Origin of the sequence: Psychrobacter sp. NG254, from assembly GCF_015277735.1 — a bacterium.
Taxonomy (GTDB): domain Bacteria; phylum Pseudomonadota; class Gammaproteobacteria; order Pseudomonadales; family Moraxellaceae; genus Psychrobacter.
In genome coordinates, this window is sequence record NZ_JADHDA010000010.1 from 1 (window position 1) to 5,570 (window position 5,570).

Sequence of the window (5,570 nt, forward strand, 5' to 3'; positions counted from 1 at the left end):
ATAGAGAGCTGACGATGACCTACTCTCACATGGGCGAACCCACACTACCATTGGCGCAACGATGTTTCACTTCTGAGTTCGGGAAGGGATCAGGTGGGGCCATCGCGCTATTGTCGTCAGCAAAGGGGGTTAGATATGAGTCTGTTGTTTTTATTGTTTGACTTCAAGTTTTAGCTTGTTGTCGATCAACTTGTAACCTAACTGAATCAAGGTTAAAGGTGATATCGAAATATACTTTCTTCGTTATGACCACTACAGTCATACAAGATAGATTAATTAGACTTGTATACAAACCACTTGGGTGTTGTATGGTCAAGCCAAACGAGCAATTAGTACAGGTTAGCTACATGCATCGCTGCACTTCCACACCCTGCCTATCAACGTCCTAGTCTTGAACGGCTCTTTAGGGAAATCTAATCTTGAGGTGGGCTTCCCGCTTAGATGCTTTCAGCGGTTATCCCATCCGAACGTAGCTACCGGGCAATGCCACTGGCGTGACAACCCGAACACCAGAGGTTCGTCCACTCTGGTCCTCTCGTACTAGGAGCAGATCCTCTCAAATTTCCAACGCCCACGGTAGATAGGGACCGAACTGTCTCACGACGTTCTAAACCCAGCTCGCGTACCTCTTTAAATGGCGAACAGCCATACCCTTAGGACCTGCTTCAGCCCTAGGATGAGATGAGCCGACATCGAGGTGCCAAACACCGCCGTCGATATGAACTCTTGGGCGGTATCAGCCTGTTATCCCCAGAGTACCTTTTATCCGTTGAGCGATGGCCCTTCCATACAGAACCACCGGATCACTAAGACCTACTTTCGTACCTGCTCGACTTGTGGGTCTCGCAGTTAAGCGCGCTTTTGCCTTTATACTCTACGACCGATTTCCGACCGGTCTGAGCGCACCTTCGTACTCCTCCGTTACTCTTTAGGAGGAGACCGCCCCAGTCAAACTACCCACCATACATTGTCCTCGGTATTGTTATACCTGAGTTAGAACCCCAACATGACCAGGGTGGTATTTCAAGATTGGCTCCACCAAGACTAGCGTCTTGGCTTCAAAGCCTCCCACCTATCCTGCACAAGTCAGGTCAAAGTTCAATGTAAAGCTGTAGTAAAGGTTCACGGGGTCTTTCCGTCTAGCCGCGGGTACACAGCATCTTCACTGCGATTTCGATTTCACTGAGTCTCTGCTGGAGACAGCGCTGCCATCATTATGTCATTCGTGCAGGTCGGAACTTACCCGACAAGGAATTTCGCTACCTTAGGACCGTTATAGTTACGGCCGCCGTTTACTGGGGCTTCGATCAAGAGCTTCGCTTACGCTAACCCCATCAATTAACCTTCCAGCACCGGGCAGACATCACACCCTATACGTCCACTTTCGTGTTTGCAGAGTGCTGTGTTTTTAATAAACAGTTGCAGCAGCCTGGTATCTGCGACTGCCAGCAGCTCAAGGAGCGTGTCCTATCACCACCAACAGCGTACCTTCTCCCGAAGTTACGGTACCATTTTGCCTAGTTCCTTCAGCAGAGTTCTCTCAAGCGCCTTGGTATTCTCTACCTGATCACCTGTGTCGGTTTAGGGTACGATTCGTTTATAACTATTGCTTAGAAGCTTTTCCTGGAAGCATGGTATTTGCCACTTCACTGTACAAGTACAGCTTGCTATCAGATCTCAGCCATGTAGTAGCCCGGATTTACCTAAGCCACAAGCCTACATCCTTTCACCTGGACAACCAACGCCAGGCTGACATAACCTTCTCCGTCCCTCCATCGCATTATAAACAAGTATCAGAATATTAACTGATTTCCCATCGACTACGCCTTTCGGCCTCGCCTTAGGGGTCGACTCACCCAGCCCCGATTAACGTTGGACTGGAACCCTTGATCTTCCGGCGTGCGAGCTTTTCACTCGCATTATCGTTACTCACGTCAGCATTCGCTCTTGTGATACCTCCAGCATGCCTTACGACACACCTTCACAGGCTTACACAACGCTCCCCTACCACTTGAAAACAAATTCAAATCCGCAGCTTCGGCTCCTAGTTTGAGCCCCGTTACATCTTCCGCGCGGGCCGACTCGACTAGTGAGCTATTACGCTTTCTTTAAAGGATGGCTGCTTCTAAGCCAACCTCCTAGCTGTCTATGCCTTCCCACCTCGTTTCCCACTTAACTAGGAATTTGGGGCCTTAGCTGGCGGTCTGGGTTGTTTCCCTCTCCACAATGGACGTTAGCACCCACTGTGTGTCTCCCGGATATCACTCATCGGTATTCGGAGTTTGCATCGGTTTGGTAAGTCGGTATGACCCCCTAGCCGAAACAGTGCTCTACCCCCAATGGTGTTCGTCCGAGGCGCTACCTAAATAGCTTTCGGGGAGAACCAGCTATCACCGAGTTTGATTAGCCTTTCACCCCTATCCACAAGTCATCCCCTGGCTTTTCAACGACAGTGGGTTCGGTCCTCCGGTGTCTGTTACGACACTTTCAACCTGCTCATGGATAGATCACTCGGTTTCGGGTCTATACCCTGCAACTAAACGCCCTATTAAGACTCGGTTTCCCTACGGCTCCCCTAAACGGTTAACCTTGCTACAGAATATAAGTCGCTGACCCATTATACAAAAGGTACGCAGTCACCCCAATAAATTGAGGCTCCTACTGCTTGTACGCACACGGTTTCAGGTTCTATTTCACTCCCCTCACAGGGGTTCTTTTCGCCTTTCCCTCACGGTACTGGTTCACTATCGGTCAGTCAGGAGTATTTAGCCTTGGAGGATGGTCCCCCCATCTTCAAACAGGATTTCTCGTGCCCCGCTCTACTTAATATGTTAACGCTAATGTTTCGAATACAGGACTATCACCTACTACGGTCAGCTTTCCCACGCTGTTCTTCTACATTAGCACTAATCGGCTTCTCCCCGTTCGCTCGCCGCTACTAGGGGAATCTCATTTGATGTCTATTCCTAAGGGTACTGAGATGTTTCACTTCCCCTCGTTCGCTTCCTAATAAATTAGGATACCTACCTTATGGTAGGTGGGTTTCCCCATTCAGAAATCTCCGGATCACAGGATATTGCCGCCTCCCCGAAGCTTATCGCAGGCTGTCACGTCTTTCATCGCCTCTGACTGCCAAGGCATCCACCATGTGCGCTTCATTACTTGACCATACAACCCCAAGTAGTCTCTCGACTTCTAAGTGTCATACAATCTAATTATGATAACGATATCACCTATGTTTATACGCTTGATTCAGTTCTCTTATTACTTTTTTAATAACTCACCCCTGGGATAACAACTGATGTCGTTAAGAGGTGAGTTATTAAGGTTAAGAGGTGCGCGTGAACACGCTCCTCCTAACCCAGACTCATATCTATGTTTTTAAATAGTTCCTGTATTCTCGTCGAATTACAGGTTCTGTATAAAACAGAAAGAAGTAATCTTGCCAATATAGGCGAATCACTTGTTTCTATTTAATACTCTTAGCACTCAAAGCTTATTCGTTTATAGTAGTGGTGGAGCCAAACGGAGTCGAACCGTTGACCTCCTGCGTGCAAGGCAGGCGCTCTACCAACTGAGCTATGGCCCCATTATAAAATGGTGGGTCTAAGTGGACTCGAACCACTGACCCCCGCGTTATCAACACGGTGCTCTAACCAGCTGAGCTACAGACCCAATTACGCTTAATAAACGTAAGCTTAAACTAAAGAACAACTTGTTGTGAATTCTTGCTGACCGAATGCCATCTATAAGGAGGTGATCCAGCCGCAGGTTCCCCTACGGCTACCTTGTTACGACTTCACCCCAGTCATCAACCACACCGTGGTGAACGCCTCCCCGAAGGTTAAGCTATCCACTTCTGGTGCAATCAACTCCCATGGTGTGACGGGCGGTGTGTACAAGGCCCGGGAACGTATTCACCGCGGCATTCTGATCCGCGATTACTAGCGATTCCTACTTCATGGAGTCGAGTTGCAGACTCCAATCTGGACTACGATAGGCTTTTTGAGATTCGCATCACATCGCTGTGTAGCTGCCCTCTGTACCTACCATTGTAGCACGTGTGTAGCCCTGGTCGTAAGGGCCATGATGACTTGACGTCGTCCCCGCCTTCCTCCAGTTTGTCACTGGCAGTATCCTTAGAGTTCCCGGCTTAACCCGCTGGTAACTAAGGACAAGGGTTGCGCTCGTTGCGGGACTTAACCCAACATCTCACGACACGAGCTGACGACAGCCATGCAGCACCTGTATTCTAATTCCCGAAGGCACTCCCGCATCTCTGCAGGATTCTAGATATGTCAAGACCAGGTAAGGTTCTTCGCGTTGCATCGAATTAAACCACATGCTCCACCGCTTGTGCGGGCCCCCGTCAATTCATTTGAGTTTTAACCTTGCGGCCGTACTCCCCAGGCGGTCTACTTATTGCGTTAGCTGCGTCACTAAGTCCTCAAGGGACCCAACGACTAGTAGACATCGTTTACGGCGTGGACTACCAGGGTATCTAATCCTGTTTGCTACCCACGCTTTCGAGCCTCAGTGTCAGTATTATGCCAGGAGGCTGCCTTCGCCATCGGTATTCCTTCAGATCTCTACGCATTTCACCGCTACACCTGAAATTCTACCTCCCTCTCACATACTCTAGCTCTACAGTTTCAGATGCAGTTCCCAGGTTGAGCCCGGGGATTTCACATCTGACTTATAGAGCCACCTACGCTCCCTTTACGCCCAGTAATTCCGATTAACGCTTGCACCCTCTGTATTACCGCGGCTGCTGGCACAGAGTTAGCCGGTGCTTATTCTGCAGCTAATGTCATCGTCCGTGGGTATTAACCACGGAGTCTTCTTCACTGCTTAAAGTGCTTTACAACCAAAAGGCCTTCTTCACACACGCGGCATGGCTGGATCAGGGTTTCCCCCATTGTCCAATATTCCCCACTGCTGCCTCCCGTAGGAGTCCGGGCCGTGTCTCAGTCCCGGTGTGGCTGATCATCCTCTCAGACCAGCTACAGATCGTCGCCATGGTAGGCCTTTACCCCACCATCTAGCTAATCCGACTTAGGCTCATCTAATAGCGAGAGCAGTAAACTGCCCCCTTTCTCCCGTAGGTCGTATGCGGTATTAATACGAGTTTCCCCGTGCTATCCCCCACTACTAGGTAGATTCCTAAGTATTACTCACCCGTCCGCCGCTCGACGCCTGATAGCAAGCTATCATCGTTTCCGCTCGACTTGCATGTGTTAAGCCTGCCGCCAGCGTTCAATCTGAGCCATGATCAAACTCTTCAGTTTAATCTTGCTATGAAGCTCTTTAAAGAAGCTTCTAAACTTGGCTCATCTAATCTGGCAAAATCGCTAAAAATTATGTTCGTAATGAATTAACTTTGAGTTTTTTTACTGTCTTAAATGATAATTTTTATAGTTAGAATTCTATCGAAAAGATAGTCAACCAACTTTATTTTTTAGCATTCTGAATCAGCAAAAATCCACACAAGTTGTTCTTTAGTTATGCTTTTAAATAGTGCTCAATCACTGTCGTCCAGTAACTGATATATAGGGTAACTCTCTTGCTGT

2 tRNA genes and 3 rRNA genes are annotated in these 5,570 nt (G+C 48.6%); all 5 read right to left on the reverse strand.

The annotated features are described in order from the left end of the window. Positions 1 to 6: 6 nt before the first annotated feature. Positions 7 to 121: ribosomal RNA gene (rrf, locus tag IP510_RS13545) — 5S ribosomal RNA — on the reverse strand. A 187-nt stretch (positions 122 to 308) separates the two neighbouring features. After that, positions 309 to 3,168: ribosomal RNA gene (locus IP510_RS13550) — 23S ribosomal RNA — on the reverse strand. Between the two features lie 345 nt (positions 3,169 to 3,513). Beyond that, positions 3,514 to 3,589, reverse strand: a tRNA-Ala gene (locus IP510_RS13555). A gap of 9 nt (positions 3,590 to 3,598) precedes the next feature. After that, positions 3,599 to 3,675: transfer RNA gene (locus IP510_RS13560), tRNA-Ile, on the reverse strand. A gap of 74 nt (positions 3,676 to 3,749) precedes the next feature. Continuing rightward, a 16S ribosomal RNA gene (locus IP510_RS13565) occupies positions 3,750 to 5,288 on the reverse strand. Together the 16S, 23S and 5S rRNA genes with 2 tRNA genes alongside form the textbook arrangement of a ribosomal RNA operon. Positions 5,289 to 5,570: the final 282 nt, after the last annotated feature.